The 13,798-nt window shown below is 67.2% G+C and carries 16 protein-coding genes; 10 read left to right on the top strand and 6 right to left on the bottom strand.

All coding sequences use genetic code 11. From position 1 onward, the window contains the following. The first annotated feature begins 3 nt into the window (after nt 1–3). Genes rbfA through WB461_RS05725 form a run of 4 tightly spaced genes read left to right on the top strand, consistent with a single transcriptional unit; the run spans nt 4 to nt 3,595 of the window. Complete coding sequence (gene rbfA / locus WB461_RS05740; protein ID WP_423851764.1) at nt 4–444, top strand: 30S ribosome-binding factor RbfA; 441 nt, start codon at nt 4–6, stop codon at nt 442–444. Beyond that, nucleotides 437–1,354 (top strand): tRNA pseudouridine(55) synthase TruB, encoded by a 918-nt coding sequence (gene truB, locus WB461_RS05735; RefSeq protein WP_423851762.1) that lies wholly within the window; start codon nt 437–439, stop codon nt 1,352–1,354. Before rbfA ends, truB begins: the two co-directional genes overlap by 8 nt. Nucleotides 1,355–1,392: 38 nt before the next feature. Beyond that, the gene (locus tag WB461_RS05730; RefSeq protein ID WP_423851761.1) at nt 1,393–2,637 is read left to right on the top strand and encodes a phospholipase D-like domain-containing protein; all 1,245 of its coding nucleotides are present in this window, start codon (nt 1,393–1,395) and stop codon (nt 2,635–2,637) included. Nucleotides 2,638–2,668: 31 nt separating this feature from the next. Further along, nucleotides 2,669–3,595, top strand: coding sequence for a bifunctional riboflavin kinase/FAD synthetase (locus WB461_RS05725; RefSeq protein WP_423851763.1), 927 nt, complete (start codon nt 2,669–2,671; stop codon nt 3,593–3,595). Here the strand turns inward: WB461_RS05725 and WB461_RS05720 are convergent. Further along, nucleotides 3,592–4,488: a GDSL-type esterase/lipase family protein gene (locus WB461_RS05720; protein ID WP_423851760.1), complete on the bottom strand. Its 897-nt coding sequence runs from the start codon at nt 4,486–4,488 to the stop codon at nt 3,592–3,594. The genes WB461_RS05725 and WB461_RS05720 overlap by 4 nt on opposite strands. A gap of 32 nt (nt 4,489–4,520) precedes the next feature. Continuing rightward, entirely contained in the window at nt 4,521–5,378 is an 858-nt protein-coding gene (locus tag WB461_RS05715; RefSeq protein WP_423851759.1) for an SGNH/GDSL hydrolase family protein, read from the bottom strand. Nucleotides 5,379–5,534: 156 nt separating this feature from the next. Between WB461_RS05715 and rpsO the strand changes: the two genes are divergently transcribed. The 4 genes from rpsO (at nt 5,535) to dapB (ending at nt 10,399) form a co-directional block, all read left to right on the top strand. Continuing rightward, complete coding sequence (gene rpsO / locus WB461_RS05710) at nt 5,535–5,825, top strand: 30S ribosomal protein S15 (RefSeq protein ID WP_423851758.1); 291 nt, start codon at nt 5,535–5,537, stop codon at nt 5,823–5,825. Between the two features lie 234 nt (nt 5,826–6,059). Then, a complete protein-coding gene (locus WB461_RS05705) occupies nt 6,060–8,279 on the top strand; it encodes a polyribonucleotide nucleotidyltransferase (RefSeq protein ID WP_423851757.1) in 2,220 nt (739 codons plus the stop codon). A gap of 163 nt (nt 8,280–8,442) precedes the next feature. Further along, nucleotides 8,443–9,642, top strand: coding sequence for a kynureninase (gene kynU / locus WB461_RS05700; protein WP_423851756.1), 1,200 nt, complete (start codon nt 8,443–8,445; stop codon nt 9,640–9,642). Between the two features lie 10 nt (nt 9,643–9,652). Next, nucleotides 9,653–10,399 (top strand): 4-hydroxy-tetrahydrodipicolinate reductase, encoded by a 747-nt coding sequence (dapB, locus tag WB461_RS05695; RefSeq protein ID WP_423851755.1) that lies wholly within the window; start codon nt 9,653–9,655, stop codon nt 10,397–10,399. A 71-nt stretch (nt 10,400–10,470) separates the two neighbouring features. On the opposite strand, the gene WB461_RS05690 is transcribed toward dapB, so the two are convergent. From WB461_RS05690 to WB461_RS05675, 4 genes are read right to left on the bottom strand one after another with little or no spacing between them, the layout of a single operon-like run. Then, nucleotides 10,471–10,776: an AzlD domain-containing protein gene (locus tag WB461_RS05690; RefSeq protein WP_423851754.1), complete on the bottom strand. Its 306-nt coding sequence runs from the start codon at nt 10,774–10,776 to the stop codon at nt 10,471–10,473. Next, nucleotides 10,773–11,444 carry an AzlC family ABC transporter permease gene (locus WB461_RS05685; RefSeq protein WP_423851753.1) on the bottom strand — a complete coding sequence of 224 codons (672 nt, stop codon included), beginning with the start codon at nt 11,442–11,444 and terminating at the stop codon, nt 10,773–10,775. Before WB461_RS05685 ends, WB461_RS05690 begins: the two co-directional genes overlap by 4 nt. Beyond that, entirely contained in the window at nt 11,441–11,974 is a 534-nt protein-coding gene (locus tag WB461_RS05680) for an N-acetyltransferase family protein (RefSeq protein WP_423851752.1), read from the bottom strand. The genes WB461_RS05685 and WB461_RS05680 overlap by 4 nt, the downstream gene beginning before the upstream one ends. Further along, a complete protein-coding gene (locus WB461_RS05675; protein ID WP_423851751.1) occupies nt 11,971–12,471 on the bottom strand; it encodes a hypothetical protein in 501 nt (166 codons plus the stop codon). The genes WB461_RS05680 and WB461_RS05675 overlap by 4 nt, the downstream gene beginning before the upstream one ends. A gap of 50 nt (nt 12,472–12,521) precedes the next feature. Between WB461_RS05675 and WB461_RS05670 the strand changes: the two genes are divergently transcribed. Together WB461_RS05670 and WB461_RS05665 are read left to right on the top strand one after the other, a co-directional pair. Next, nucleotides 12,522–13,316 (top strand): thymidylate synthase, encoded by a 795-nt coding sequence (locus tag WB461_RS05670; protein WP_423851750.1) that lies wholly within the window; start codon nt 12,522–12,524, stop codon nt 13,314–13,316. Next, nucleotides 13,313–13,786 (top strand): dihydrofolate reductase, encoded by a 474-nt coding sequence (locus WB461_RS05665; protein WP_423851749.1) that lies wholly within the window; start codon nt 13,313–13,315, stop codon nt 13,784–13,786. Before WB461_RS05670 ends, WB461_RS05665 begins: the two co-directional genes overlap by 4 nt. The last annotated feature ends 12 nt before the right edge of the window (nt 13,787–13,798 follow it).

The raw sequence follows: 13,798 nt of genomic DNA, 5'->3' as shown, positions 1-13,798 counted from the left end.
ATCATGGCCGGACCCCGGATCCACAAGGTCGGCGACCGGATTAAGGTCATCGTTGCGCAGATGCTCGAGCGGCGGGTCAAGGATCCGCGGTTGGGTTTCGTGACGATCACGGACGTACGCATGACCGGTGACGGCCAGCAGGCATCGGTGTTCTACACCGTCATGGGAGACCAGACAGCGCGGGCCGAGACTGCTGCCGCGCTGCGCAGCGCGACCGGTCTGATCCGCTCCGAGGTCGGCAAGCAGCTCGGGACCCGGATCACTCCGTCGATCGAGTTCTTTCTTGACGCGGTGCCCGAGACGGCCAAGGAGATCGAGGACCTGCTGGCCAAGGTCAAGGCTTCCGACGAGGAGGTCGCGACCCGCTCAGCCGGCGCGACCTATGCCGGTGACGCTGATCCCTACAAGAAGAAGGCAGACGACGACGACGAGGCCGATGACTGACCCGGCGGCCACTCCGGGCGAGCACGCCGACCGGGACAGGCCCAGGGACGGTCTGGTCATCGTCGACAAGCCGACTGGCTGGACGTCCCACGACGTCGTCGGGCGCATGCGCCGGCTGGCCGGCACACGCAAGGTCGGTCACTCCGGCACGCTCGATCCCATGGCAACCGGCGTGCTGGTGCTCGGGATCAATCGGGCGACTCGCCTGCTGGGTCACCTGGCGCTGGCCGACAAGGAGTACGTCGGGACGATCCGCCTCGGCCAGGCAACCGTGACCGACGACGCGGAGGGTGACGTCGTCTCGTCGACGTCGGCAGCGCACATCGACGCGGAGGCCGTCCGCGCGGTGCTGCCGACCTACACGGGCGACATCCAGCAGGTGCCGTCGTCGGTCTCGGCGATCAAGGTCGACGGGGTGCGGTCCTACGCGCGGGTGCGCTCGGGCGACGAGGTCGTTCTCGCCGCCCGCCCGGTGACGGTCTCGCTCTTTGAGCTCGTGGAGCTGCGGGTCGTCGGCGACCTCGTCGACCTCGACGTCCGAGTCGTGTGCACGAGCGGCACCTACATCCGCGCCCTGGCCCGCGACCTCGGCGCCGAGCTGGGTGTCGGCGGCCATCTCACGATGCTGCGGCGAACCCGGGTCGGAGGCTTCTCGCTGACGGCCGCCCACACGTTGGAGGAGCTCGAGCAGGATCTCGTGGTGGCAGACCTCGATGACGTCGCGCGAGTGAGCTTCGCGACGTATGACCTGACCGACGACCAGGCCCGTGACGTTGGCTTCGGTCGTACCCTGCCCGGCACCGACCTGGGTGTGGGTGGCGTCGTGGCGTTGTTCTCGCCATCGGGGGCGTTCCTGGCTTTGTACGAGCAACGCGGCCCGGATGCCAAGCCCGTCGCCGTGTTCGTGTAGCCAACTGGGCGGTGTGGACTCGCTAGGGTGACAGCACCATGAGCCCTCGACTGTCGACCCGACGCCTTCTCCGCCACGGTCTGCTGGCGATGATCGCGGCCCAGGCCGCTGTGATCGGGTCACTGATGACCGCCACCAAGGTTCGCAAGCTCGTCCGTGGGAGGAACGTTCCGCTGCTCCAGCCGACCCCGCCAGTGTCACACCGAATCGGGGACGGCAGCACTGCGACGACCTACACGTACGGCGAGGTGCTGTTCGAGGAGATGCTTGGGGCCATCGCTGGCGCCAAGCGGCGCATCCTGCTGGAGACCTACATCATCAAGAACGATGAGATGGGTCGGCGCTTCAAGGCCGCGCTCATCGAGGCCGCGCGGCGTGGCGTCGACGTGCACGTCATCTTCGACCGGTTCGCCAATCTCGTCGTCCGACCAAGCTTTCTGGCGTTCCCGAGCCCCGTGAGTGTCCTGCCGTACCCCGTGTTCACCATGGGCTGGCAGTTCCTCAACCCTCGACGGCTGGGCCGCGACCACCGCAAGATCCTGGTGATCGACGACACCGCCGCCTTCGTGGGTGGCTACAACATCGGCTCGGACTACGCCACGGAGTGGCGGGACACCCACCTCAAGATCGAGGGACCGGCGGTCTGGGACCTCGACAACGCGTTCATCGACTTCTGGAACACGCACCCCAAGCGACGTGGCGCCAGCCTCGAACAGCTCGGCCGCGCAGGCTGGTCCCCACAGATCCGCGCCCATCGCAACGTTCCGCGGCAGCTGATGTATCCGATTCGTGGGATGTACCTCGAGGCCATCGATCGTGCCCAGCGGAGCATCGACATCACGGCCGCGTACTTCATCCCTGACCACGACATCCTGAGCGGGTTGCTGGAGGCGCGACGGCGGGGTGTCCGGGTGCGAATCCTGGTGCCCAAGGTCTCCAACCACGTCGTGACCGACTGGTTGTCGCGCGGCTTCTATGGTCGGCTGCTCCGCGGCGGGGTGGAGATCCACCGGTACACCGGGCACATGGTGCACGCGAAGACCGCCACGATTGACGGCGAGTGGACCACGATTGGCACGGCGAACATCGACCGGTTGAGCCTGTTGGGAAACTACGAGATCAACCTCGAGATCCTCGATCGGGGTCTGGCCGCCGGCATGCAGGCTGTGTTCGACGACGACTGTGACAAGTCGGAGCGGCTCGAGCTTGACGAGTGGATGCGGCGCCCGATGGTTGCTCGCGTCTATGAGTGGATTCTCAAGCCGTTGGGACCGCTGCTGTGACCCGGTTGGCGTGTGGCACAGTTTTCCCGTGATGATCTGGCGCGACTTCGGAGGATCGGCGACAGGGCCCCGCACCCAGCCGTCGGCGGTCACGGTCGGCAACTTCGACGGAGTTCACCGCGGTCACCAGCACGTGCTCGCTCGCACCCGAGAGATCGCGGGTGATCTGCCGGTCATCGCAGTGACGTTCGAGCCGCATCCGTTGGCCGTCGTCGCACCCGATCACGCACCTGCTCGGCTCACCACGATCGACCGGCGGGTCGAGCTCCTGCGGGCTGCTGGCGCCGACGAGGTACGAGTTCTGGACTTCACCCCCGAGATGGCGGCGTGGACGCCGCAGGAGTTCGTCGACCGCGTCCTGGTCGAACAGCTCCGCGCCGCGGTCGTGGCGGTCGGCGACAACTTCCGATTCGGGCGGCGGGCTCAGGGCGACACGACGTTCCTGCGCGAGGCGGGCGAGCGTGCTGGCTTCACCGTCGACGGGCTGGCTCTAGACGGTGGGACGGAGCCGTACTCGTCGAGTTTGGTGCGCGAGCTGGTGGCCGCCGGGCAGCTTCGCGAGGCCGCGGACGTGCTCGGACGACCGCACGAGGTGTCGGGCACGGTGGTGAAGGGCGATCAGCGTGGGCGCGGCCTCGGATTTCCGACCGCGAACGTCCCGGTGGATGGATCCTGCGCCGTGCCCCCGGACGGCGTCTATGCGGGCTGGATCGTGCGTAGCGGCGGCGAGCGGCTCCCAGCGGCGATCTCGGTCGGCACCAACCCGACCTTTGCCGGGGTGCAGCGGCGGGTTGAGTCCTATGTCCTGGATCGCACCGATCTGGAGCTCTATGGCGAGGCGATCCGGATCGAGCTGGTCGAACGGCTTCGGGGCATGGTGACGTACGACGACACCGACCCGTTGGTGGCGCAGATGCACCAGGACGTCGAACACACGCGTCGCGTGCTGGAGCTCTAGAGCGCGTCAGCGACTGCTCGGGCCACGGCACGCATGCCGGCCAGCCGCGGATGGAAGGCGATGCCGTCCCGGCCGGTGGGTGCTGCGCCGTTGGTCCAGGCCCGTGACCCGGCGCATGCGTCGTGCCCGCGGGAAGCTGCCCGCAATGACACGAACGTGACGTCCGCGCCACGCGCAGCCACCGACAATGAGCGATCGAGTGCTTCCTCGGTGGCCACGAGCGCGGCTGCGTCTGCGGAGGGGATGTCGATCGATCGACAGGTGCCGGTCTCCGGCATGATCCGGAGATAACCCACCAGGACGACGGTGGCATCCGGAGCGATCGCCTTGATGGCGTCCAGGGACGCCTCGACGTCGCGCACCGTGCGCGCGAGAATCGCGGGAGCGCCATCCCGCGCGAACGATGCACAGGTGTCATTCGCGCGGGTGCACGCTCCGATCAACGAGGAGAACAGTCCTCCGTCATTGCCTCCGATGCCAACCGTCACGAGATCGGTGCTGCCCGTGACAGCGGCGATCTGGGGCCGAGCGCCAGTCAGCCCAGCTGCGGGCTGCCGGATGTCGCGGGTCCTCGCGCCGGCACAACTGACGTCGTCGAACCGCGAAGCCTGGAGCAGGTCTGCCAGCAGCGACGGCCAGTTGTGGTCGGATCGCAGGCAGAGTCCCGCGCCGTCCTGCAGATTCGCGAGACCCGGACCGCTCGTGAACGAATCGCCGAGCGACACGTAGGAACCGACCGTCGGAAGGGCCGCTGCGGTGTCTGCTGGGGACGGGCGGGCCGTGACGTCCGGCCGGGCGGTCTGCGGTCGGGGGCCGTCGGTGCACCCGACGAGCAGGAGCAGGGTCGCGAGGACACCAACCACGATGGCTGTCGGTCGACGCGTGGCGGGCACGCCCCCAGCCTAGGTCGGCGCCGGTGATCGAGTCAGGGTGCCGTGAGGACATTGGCGAGATGTCCGGCCGCGGCGCGCATCCCAGCTGGTCGCGGGTGCAGTGCCACCCCGTCGCTGACGGTGTTCGTCAGGCCGTTGACCCAGGCGGCCGAGCCGGCGCAGGCATCGTGCCCCTCCGAGATGGCTCGCAAGGAGACATACGTGGCGCCCGCGTCGCGGGCTGCAGCACGTTGCATCGAGTCGACAGCCCGCGTCACGGCGGCGGCATCGGCCACCTGCTTCCCACCGATGTCCAACGAGCCGCAGGATCCTGCATCCGGCACTATTCGCAAGTAGCCGACCAAGATGATCTCTGCGCGCGGCGCGGCCTGCTGGACGGCCCGCAGTGCGCGAGCGATCTTGGGTCGTGTGACAGCGAGGATCGTGTCGGCCTGGGACTCCGCGAAGTAGGCGCACCCGCTGACCGAACGGTATGCCGGGTAGAAGCAGCTGTTGAACAGCCCTTCGTAGAAGTTGCCGTCGTTGCCGCCTATCCCGATCGTGACCAACCGGGTGTCGCCGGTGAGTGCGTCCAGCTGCGCCGGGAGCGGATCGGTCGTGGTCTGGGCCGGACCGGTGAGGTGATCGGTGATTGCGCCGCCGCAGCTCACGTCCGTGAAGTCAGGGATGCGCAGCTGTTCGGCAAGCAGTGCGGGGTAGTCGCGTTCCGAGCGCAAGCAGATCCCACTGTCAGGGTCGTGCGGCAAGATGCCGGGACCGCTCACGAACGAATCGCCCATCGCCACGTACGACTCGAACGGAGGGCGGGCTGGACCGGTAGAGTCAGACCCTTGACAGGCTGCGAGCAAAGCGCAGATCAGCAGTGCCGCCGCGCCGAGTCGAGGGGTCATGCGGCGAGGCTAGCAATGTCGGGTGACGGCACGGGCGATTCGCTCCGCAACCGTCGCCGCTGATAGTCTGGAGAGTGCCGTGTGATCGGCCACGGATTGATAGTGCCCCGGTGGACAAGCCCGGGCGCGCCGTGCAACAAACCTCAGAGGAGAAAAGTGTCGAAGAAGACTGCTGCGCCCACCGTTGCGGGCCAGACCAAGGACGAAATCATCAAGCAGTACGCGCTCACCGACGGCGACACCGGATCCCCCGAGGTTCAGATCGCCCTGCTGACCGGCCGCATCTCGCACCTGACCGGCCACCTGCAGGACCACAAGCACGACCACCACAGCCGTCGCGGACTGCTGCTCCTGGTCGGACAGCGTCGTCGTCTGCTCAACTACCTGCAGAACAACGACATCGAGCGCTACCGCTCGCTCATCGAGCGTCTCGGCCTGCGCCGCTAGAACGCCTGAGGCGGTCACTTCCCGTGAAGTGACCGCCTCTTTAACAACTCCACACCGCACGACTCATGACGAGAGCCCCCCAGGCCGACGTGCTCGGTCCTCGGTAGTGGCCCTCGGGAGGTTCCCGCCGCAAGGCGGAGCTCCCCGCAGGCCTCGATCGAAGACCGGCAAGCTTCACCGCCTGATCCAGCTCTCGTCCCAACAGGCAGGCACGCGCCTGCGGAAGGGACTTCCATGTCGGAATCCACACTTCACACCGCCGAGACAGTCATCGACAACGGCAGCTTCGGCACCCGCACCATCCGCTTCGAGACCGGTGTCCTGGCCCAGCAGGCTGCTGGCTCGGTCTCGGCTTTCCTCGACGATGACACGATGCTGCTGTCGGCCACGACGGCGGGCAAGCACCCCAAGGATCACTTCGACTTCTTCCCGTTGACGATCGACGTCGAGGAGCGCATGTACGCCGCGGGTCGCATCCCGGGCTCGTTCTTCCGCCGGGAGGGCCGTCCCAGCGAGGACGCGATCCTGACCTGCCGACTGATCGATCGTCCGCTGCGACCGACCTTCAAGAAGGGTCTGCGCAACGAGGTCCAGGTCGTCATCACGGTGCTGGCACTCAACCCCGACACGCCTTACGACGTGCTGGCGATCAACGCCGCGTCGGCTTCGACGCAGATCTCGGGCCTGCCGTTCACCGGCCCGATCGGAGCCACCCGCGTGGCCCTGATCGACGGCCAGTGGGTCGGCTTCCCGACGCACAGCCAGCTCGAGAACGCCGTGTTCGACATGGTCGTCGCCGGCCGCATCGCCGGTGACGACGTCGCCATCATGATGGTCGAGGCCGAGTCGACCGAGTCGACCTGGGACCTGGTCCAGAGCGGCGTCCAGGCGCCGACCGAGGAGATCGTCGCTGGTGGCCTCGAGGCTGCCAAGGTCTTCATCAAGCAGCTGTGCGAGGCACAGATGGAGCTGGCCAGCGCATCGGCCAAGCCGGTGCGTGACTTCCCGATCTTCCTCGACTACGAAGACGACGTCTACGCAGCCGTCGAGTCCGCCGCCAAGGCAGACCTCGCCCAGGCGCTGACGATCGTCAGCAAGGCCGACCGCGAGGAGCGGGAGTCCGAGATCAAGGCCGACGTCGTCGACAAGCTCGCAGAGCAGTTCGAGGGTCGCGAGAAGGAGATCGGCGCGGCCGTCCGCGCGGTCACCAAGGCTGTCGTTCGCGACCGCGTCCTGCGCGACAAGGTCCGCATCGACGGCCGAGGCCTGGAGGACATCCGTGCCCTCAGTGCCGAGGTCGGCATCGTCCCGCGTGTGCACGGCTCGGCGCTGTTCCAGCGTGGCGAGACCCAGATTATGGGCATCACGACACTCAACATGCTGGGCCTGGAGCAGAAGCTCGACACCCTCTCCCCGGAGACGTCGCGTCGCTACATGCACAACTACAACTTCCCGCCCTACTCGACCGGTGAGACCGGCCGGGTCGGCTCGCCGAAGCGGCGCGAGATCGGTCACGGTGCCCTCGCGGGTCGTGCACTGCTCCCCGTCCTGCCGACGCGCACGGAGTTCCCCTACGCCATCCGCCAGGTGTCCGAGGCGCTGAGCTCCAACGGCTCGACGTCGATGGGCTCGGTCTGCGCCTCGACGCTCGGTCTGCTCAACGCCGGTGTGCCGCTGCGCGCTCCGGTCGCCGGTATCGCGATGGGCCTGATCTCCGGAGAGGTTGATGGCAAGCAGACGTTCGTCACGCTGACCGACATCCTGGGAGCCGAGGACGCCTTCGGCGACATGGACTTCAAGGTCGCCGGCACGCGCGAGTTCGTCACGGCGCTTCAGCTGGACACCAAGCTCGACGGCATTCCGGCCGACGTGCTGGCCGGTGCATTGACGCAGGCCTACGGTGCCCGGGTGGCAATCCTGGACGTCATGGCCGAGGCCATCGACGAGCCGGACGCGATGAGCCCCTACGCGCCGCGGATCATCACCATCAAGATCCCGGTGGACAAGATCGGTGAGGTCATCGGCCCGAAGGGCAAGATCATCAACCAGATCCAGGACGAGACCGGCGCCAACATCTCGCTCGAGGACGACGGCACGGTCTACGTCGGCGCCGAGAGCGGCGAGGCAGCCGAGGCTGCTCGGGATGCGATCAATGCGATCGCCAACCCGACGATGCCCGAGGTCGGCGAGCGCTACCTCGGCACCGTTGTCAAGGTCGTCGACTTCGGCGCGTTCGTGTCGCTGTCACCGGGTCGCGACGGGCTGCTGCACATCAGCAAGCTGCGCGACCTCAACGGTGGCCAGCGGGTCAACAACGTCGAGGACGTCGTCTCGGTCGGTCAGAAGATCCAGGTCGAGATCGCCGAGCTCGGCGATCGCGGCAAGCTCTCGCTGGTCCCGGTCGTCGAGGACAAGGGCGAGGCTGCTCCGGTCGAAGACTCAGTCGACGCCTGATCCCACGGTCTGAGGAAGGTCCGGTCGCTTCGGCGGCCGGACCTTTCTGCATACAGGAGTGGATCAGTAGACGGTGATGTCGGCCACGCCGCGGCCGACGCGGAATGAGCTCTGGTGCGACATGGGCGTCAACGTGCCGCGTGGTCCATGAGAGCATCACTCGATGACGACGCCCCCTCATGTCCTGGACCGGGCTGATCCACTGGCCGGCTTCCGCGAACGATTTGTGATCGACGGCGAGCTCGTGGCGTATCTCGACGGCAACTCGCTGGGCAGGTTGCCACTCGCCACGGCAGATCGACTGTCGGAGTTCGTGCGCGAGGAGTGGGGTGGGCGCCTCATCCGCGGGTGGCAGGAGTCATGGATCGAGCTTCCCGTCACTGTGGGGGACGAGCTCGGCGCGGCGGTGCTGGGTGCGGCGCCGGGGCAGACGGTCATGGCCGACTCCACCTCGGTCAACATCTACAAGCTGCTGCACGCTGCGTCCGGCCTTCGCCCGGATCGCACCGAGATCCTGATCGACGCGACCAACTTCCCGACCGATCGATATCTGGTGGAGTCGGTGGCCGACTCGCGCGGCATGACGGTTCGCTGGCTCGAGCCCGACCTCGTCGACAATGTGACGGTCGACCTCCTGAGCAGCGGGTTGAGCGAGCGCACGGCGATCGTCGTCCTGAGCCAGGTGGACTATCGCTCCGGCACCCTGCTGGACCTGCCCACCCTCACCGCCCGAATCCATGCGGCGGGTGCGATCGTGATCTGGGACCTGTGCCACTCCGCTGGTGTCGTACCGATCGACCTGGATCGGGCCGCGGTCGACTTCGCAGTCGGGTGCACGTACAAATATCTCAACAGCGGCCCCGGTGCACCGGCCTTCCTGTACGTCGCGGAGCGGCACCTGGCCATGAGCGGCCAGCCGATCACCGGGTGGTGGAGCGCGGCGGACCTGTTCGCGATGTCCGACACCTATCAGGTCGCCCCGTCGATCAGACGGATGCTGAGCGGCACCCCGCCGGTTGCTGCCATCCTGGCTGTGCAGGAAGGCGTCCGCCTGGTCGCCGAGGCCGGAGTCGGTGCGATTCGCCGCAAGTCCGAAGCCTTGACGGCGTACGCCTTGGAGCTGCTCGACGAGGCCGAGCTGGAGATCGTGACTCCGAGAGATCCCGCCCGGCGTGGCAGCCATGTCACGGTGCGACACCCGGACGCCCGCCGCATCTGCCTTGAGATGACCCAGCGCGGGGTCCTGCCGGACTTCCGCGAGCCGGATCTGATCCGGCTGGGTCTGTCGCCACTATCGACCTCGTTCGCCGAGACAGCAGCTGGACTTGCCGTCCTGATCGAGTTCGCCGGGGCGCGCCGATAGGCTGACCGCCATGACACGTGTCGCGGTGCTGGGAGCCAGAGGTCGCATGGGTTCGGAGTCGGTCCGAGCGCTGGAGGAGGCCGGAGGGTTCGACGTCGTCGCGCAGATCGACGTCGACGACTCGCTCGACCAGCTGGTGGAGGCTGGCGCCGAGGTCGCCCTCGACTTCACCCAGCCCGATGTGGCGCTCGACCACGTGGCGTGGTGCATCCGTCATGGCGTCCACGTCGTGGTCGGCACCTCAGGTTTTGACGATGCCAAGATCACCGAGGTGGGCGAGCTGCTCGGCGAGAATCCCTCGACCGGTGTGCTGGTGGTGCCCAACTTCTCGATCGGCGCCGTGCTGATGATGCGGTTCGCCGCCGCGGCCGCGCCGTACTTCGAGTCGGTCGAGGTCATCGAGATGCACCACCCGGACAAGGTCGACGCCCCGTCAGGCACTGCGACCCGCACTGCCGAGATGATTGCCGAGGCGCGGGACGCCGCAGGATCTCCCGCTCTCCCGGACGCCACGACGACCGATCCCAGCGGAGCTCGCGGAGCGAAGGTCGCGGGCATCCCGGTCCATGCGGTGCGCTCCCGCGGGTTCACTGCTTCGCAGGAGGTCCTGTTCGGTGCTGCCGGTGAGATCTTCTCGCTTCGCCACGACTCGATCGCCCGATCGTCCTTCATGCCCGGTGTCGTGTCAGCAGTGCGGGCGGTGAGCAGCCGGCCAGGGATCACCGTTGGCCTTGACGCGATTCTCGACGACACCTGACCACTGATGGTCCGAATGAACCCATGAGCGCAGAGCGGTCGGCGTGAGCTGGGAGTCTGACTTCGGGCCGGTCAGATCTGACGGGCCAACGCGGCCACCAGGGCGGCCGTGACCACCATCGGCAGGAACGGAACGCGCAGAACCAGCAGGACTGCGGCCACGGTCAGACCCAACAGGCGAGCGTCGATGCGGAGGGTGTCGCCGTCGGCAATCACCTGGACTGCGATCAGCGCCCCGAGCAGGGCGACCGGGATCAGCTCGGCTGCTCGCATGGTCAGGGGGTGGTCCAGGAGGCGTTCGGGCACTGACAGGCCGGCGTACTTCAGCGCGAAGCATCCCGCGATCATCACGACGATCCCGATCCACACGGTGCTCATGCGCGACTCCTGGGACGCCACAGCATGCCCAGCACGACGGCCGCGCCGCCGCCGACGATGATCGGGAGTCCAGCGGCAGTGACAGGCACTACTCCCAGGGCGACGGCTGCACCGATCAAGGCGACGATGCGGGCATGCCAGGACGTCAGTCGGGGCCACAGGAGGCCGAGGAAGGCGGCACCGACAGCGGCATCGAGCCCGTACGTCTCGGGTCGCCCGATCGCCGTCCCAGCGAGGGCGCCGAGGAAGGTCGTCAGGTTCCACAGGACGAAGATCGACACGCCCGTCCAGTAGAAACCCAGCCGGGTCTGCCGACTGGTGGCCCTGGTGACCGCCATCGCGGTCGACTCATCGATCACGAAGTGCGCCGAGGCGAGCCGTTGGGTACCAGTGAGCTGGAGTCGCCTGGCCAGGCTCACCCCGTAGAACATGTTGCGGCTGCTGAGCAGCACCGCCGTGAAAGCACCCGTGATGGGGTTGCCGCCCGATGCGATGATGCCGATGAAGGCGAACTGAGACGCGCCGGTGAAGACCAGGAGGGACATCACGCAGGTCTGCGCGATGCTGAGGCCGGATGCTGTTGAGATCGTGCCGAACGACAAGCCGTACGCGCCGGTCGCCAGGCCGACCCCGATCGAGTCGATGACGATCGAACGGTCGGTCGTCATCCGATGCTGGTGTGCAGCCGGATCTGCTTGAGCGAGGCGCCGGTCTCGGTGGCCAGCTCCCTGTGCGCACCGTCGGCCTGCCAGCCGGAGTCGGTGACGAAGCCGCGCAGGGCGTCATCAGTCGCGTCGACCCACCAGACCGCACGGCTGAAGTTGTCCGCCGCGAGCGTGTCGATCGCGGCCTGCAGCAGGCGGGACCCGTGCCCCGCGCGCTGGTGCTCTCGCTCGATCACGAAGTCGCCGATCTCCCCGTCTGCGATTTGATCGCCATCGGGGTCGTAGCACGGGTGAACCAGTGTGAATCCTCGGACGTGCGCGCGTTCGAGGGCCACGAGCACGCGTACCCGGGCCTCCTTGGGCGAGCTGATCGTGGCGGACCATCGCTCGGCGAGCTCGGCCGGCTGGATCGCATCGAGCTCGGTGGCCGGGATCAGGTCGGCGTACGTGGAGCGCCAGCTGGCGACCTGGATGCGGGCGATGGCGGTGCCGTCGTCCGGCCAGGCCAGCCGCGCGCTGACATCAGCGCTCACGTGTCGAGGAAGCTTTCGACGAGGTGCGACTCGGCGCCCTGGGAGTCAAGCATCGCGGCCGTCATCGAGGTGTTGCGCAGGCTGGGCCAGGTCTCCCAGGCCAGCACCGCAAGTCCTGGGAAGCCTGCGATCACCAGCGGCCACCCACCGAAGTCGCCGATGAATGCGACCAGCACTGCGAAGATCAGCGGCGCCTCGCAGAACACGAGCTTGCGAACAGTCTGGCCCGCGAAGACACCGATCGCCTCACCCCGAAGATCTCGCGGATCGCCGTCCGGCGACAGCGGCTCCGCCGACAGCCACACTCGCTCCGCGAAGAAGGCGCCGACCCCGATCAGGACGACCAGCAGCACGGCTAGCCAGATCGGTGGGTAGTCGGCGTCCGAACCACCCAGCATGAAGAACAGCAAGACAAGGAAGCCGCCGGTGAGTCCGACCTGCAAGAACGAGAAGTTGCGGACCTCTTTGGGCGTGGCATCGTATTCGGCGCTCGGCATGGTCAGAGTTTCGCACACGATCTCGCCCGGTCGATTGGTAGTCTGGCGTGATGCGGGCCTACCTCGATCTCGTCCAGCGAATCCTCGACGAGGGCGTAGTCAAGGAGGACCGCACCGGCACCGGTACCCGCAGCGTCTTCGGTCACCAGATGCGATTCCCTCTCTCGGAGGGTTTCCCGCTGGTCACCACCAAGAAGGTCCACCTCAAGTCCGTCGTCGCCGAGCTGCTGTGGTTCATCGCGGGCGACACCAACACGTCGTATCTGCGCGACAACGGGGTGTCGATCTGGGACGAGTGGGCTGACGCCAACGGCGACCTCGGCCCGGTCTACGGCTACCAGTGGCGGTCCTGGCCCACGCCCGGCGGCGAGCACATCGACCAGCTGGCTGCAGTCATCGCGCAGATCCGAACCAATCCCGATTCGCGCCGCCACATCGTCAGCGCCTGGAACGTCGCCGACCTGGACGCGATGGCCCTGATGCCGTGCCACGCGTTCTTCCAGTTCTACGTCGCAGATGGCAGGCTCTCCTGCCAGATGTACCAACGATCGGCCGATGTGTTCCTCGGGGTGCCTTTCAACATCGCGTCCTACGCGCTGCTGACCCACATGGTCGCCCAGGTGACAGGGCTCGAGGTGGGCGACTTCGTCCACACGATCGGCGACGCACACCTCTACGTGAACCACCTCGATCAGGCCAGGGAGCAGCTGACCCGTGAGCCGCGTGCCCTGCCGGAGCTGTGGCTCGATCCTTCCATCACCTCGATCGACGAGTTCACCCTCGACTCGATCAAGGTCACCGGTTACGACCCGCACCCGGGGATCAAGGCACCGATCGCCATATGACCGTCACGATCGTCGTGGCGATCGGAGCGAACGGTGTCATCGGGCTGGACGGCGACATGCCCTGGCCACGCACGGGTGATCAGCAGCAGTTCAAGGCCCTCACGATGGGGCACCCGATGGTCATGGGCCGCACGACCTACGAGTCGATCGGACGGCCGCTGCCGGGTCGTCGCTCGATCGTGCTGACCCGCGACCCGGCATGGCGCGCGGATGGTGTCGAGATCGCTCGAACGCTGACCGAGGCGCTGGCACTGGCGCTCAGACATGACGATCAGGTGTTCCTGATCGGTGGAGCCCAGGTCTACGCCGAGGCGCTGGCCGCGGGTCTGGTCGACGCAATGGTCGTGACGCACGTGCACCTCTCGCCGAAGGGCGATGCCTGGTTCCCCGACATCGACTGGTCCGCGTGGACCGAGCTCGACCGCACGACGTACGACGGCTACGACATCGCGACCTACCAGCGCACCTGACCGCCCACCCGA

The organism is Aeromicrobium sp. (genome assembly GCF_049587115.1).
Classification (GTDB): Bacteria; Actinomycetota; Actinomycetes; order Propionibacteriales; family Nocardioidaceae; genus Aeromicrobium.
This window is presented reverse-complemented; position numbering and strand designations above follow the sequence as displayed.

Excerpts from the sequence above, each read along its gene's own strand:
- rbfA (WP_423851764.1), top strand. The coding sequence starts at position 4 with ATGGCCGGACCCCGGATCCACAAGGTCGGCGACCGGATTAAGGTCATC.
- truB (WP_423851762.1), top strand. The coding sequence starts at position 437 with ATGACTGACCCGGCGGCCACTCCGGGCGAGCACGCCGACCGGGACAGG.
- WB461_RS05730 (WP_423851761.1), top strand. The coding sequence starts at position 1,393 with ATGAGCCCTCGACTGTCGACCCGACGCCTTCTCCGCCACGGTCTGCTG.
- WB461_RS05725 (WP_423851763.1), top strand. The coding sequence starts at position 2,669 with ATGATCTGGCGCGACTTCGGAGGATCGGCGACAGGGCCCCGCACCCAG.
- WB461_RS05715 (WP_423851759.1), bottom strand. The coding sequence starts at position 5,378 with ATGACCCCTCGACTCGGCGCGGCGGCACTGCTGATCTGCGCTTTGCTC.
- WB461_RS05705 (WP_423851757.1), top strand. The coding sequence starts at position 6,060 with ATGTCGGAATCCACACTTCACACCGCCGAGACAGTCATCGACAACGGC.
- kynU (WP_423851756.1), top strand. The coding sequence starts at position 8,443 with ATGACGACGCCCCCTCATGTCCTGGACCGGGCTGATCCACTGGCCGGC.
- dapB (WP_423851755.1), top strand. The coding sequence starts at position 9,653 with ATGACACGTGTCGCGGTGCTGGGAGCCAGAGGTCGCATGGGTTCGGAG.
- WB461_RS05690 (WP_423851754.1), bottom strand. The coding sequence starts at position 10,776 with ATGAGCACCGTGTGGATCGGGATCGTCGTGATGATCGCGGGATGCTTC.
- WB461_RS05685 (WP_423851753.1), bottom strand. The coding sequence starts at position 11,444 with ATGACGACCGACCGTTCGATCGTCATCGACTCGATCGGGGTCGGCCTG.
- WB461_RS05675 (WP_423851751.1), bottom strand. The coding sequence starts at position 12,471 with ATGCCGAGCGCCGAATACGATGCCACGCCCAAAGAGGTCCGCAACTTC.
- WB461_RS05670 (WP_423851750.1), top strand. The coding sequence starts at position 12,522 with ATGCGGGCCTACCTCGATCTCGTCCAGCGAATCCTCGACGAGGGCGTA.
- WB461_RS05665 (WP_423851749.1), top strand. The coding sequence starts at position 13,313 with ATGACCGTCACGATCGTCGTGGCGATCGGAGCGAACGGTGTCATCGGG.